Source organism: Priestia sp. BR_2, assembly GCF_041954005.1.
In the GTDB taxonomy this organism is placed as follows: domain Bacteria; phylum Bacillota; class Bacilli; order Paenibacillales; family Paenibacillaceae; genus Paenibacillus_AQ; species Paenibacillus_AQ lautus_A.
Genome location: NZ_JAVFHM010000076.1, coordinates 1 through 878, shown reverse-complemented (window position 1 = coordinate 878; position 878 = coordinate 1). Strand labels below are relative to the sequence as shown.

At 29.5% G+C, this 878-nt stretch carries 1 protein-coding gene; it reads left to right on the top strand.

All coding sequences use genetic code 11. The features are described from left to right. Window positions 1–583: 583 nt before the first annotated feature. Window positions 584–878 (top strand): GerAB/ArcD/ProY family transporter (locus tag RB298_RS02100; RefSeq protein WP_486045488.1); only part of this gene is annotated, 295 nt, incomplete at its 3' end.

Below are 878 nucleotides of genomic sequence, written 5' to 3'. Positions count from 1 at the left end.
ATTCATTGTAGGATCTTTCTTTCTTACAAGAAGCAGAAGGAATATAGAAAAAGTAAAAATAGAGAAAAATATTTCTTGAATTTAGAATAAATACAAATAAAGGAGCTATTTTTATGTGGATAATCACTACTTATTCAAATCTAAACAACACTACAATGTTTGAATACGAAAACGAAATAGAAGCAAGAAGAATTTTTAAAGAGATCCAAGGCTGTAAGATTCTTTCGGAGGTTATTTATCTTAGCGACCCTAAAGTAGCTGTGAATGCATATTAATCTATTGTATAGAACAACTGGAATTTCAATCTTTAATTATATATATTTAAAGAGCCGTGGGAACTAGTAATTTTCACGGCTTTTATCTTCTATATACATATTATGTTAACTAGCATATAAATTTTATATTTTTTTCCTTTATGCTTATTAAGGAGTTGAATATAAAGAGGGAAAAAATGAAAAAGAACTGTGGTGTTACTAGGATGCTTCTTGATTTATTTAATTTTGGACGGTAGTTAGTGGTCAAGGGTTACGAACAATACTTAGAGGCTCTTTTTTAATTATATATATTTGTTGACCTTCTCTTAATGATTTATGAGATGGGATCTTTTATTGTGACGATTATTATCACGGAAACACCCATCGAGTATGTTATTATCGCTTTCCTACTAGTTGTTATTATCAGAGGGAGGTTAGGACTAGAAACTATCTTACGTTCTGCGCAAATCTTTTTTCTATGGTTTATAGGGCTATACCTTTTACTTATTTTCCTAAACTTATCTAACGCTACGTTCGAGAATCTCCAACCTTTGTTTGAAAGAGGGAAATATCTAATCATAAAAGGGAATTTTTCAATCATATCCTATCTTTTTATTTCTAATA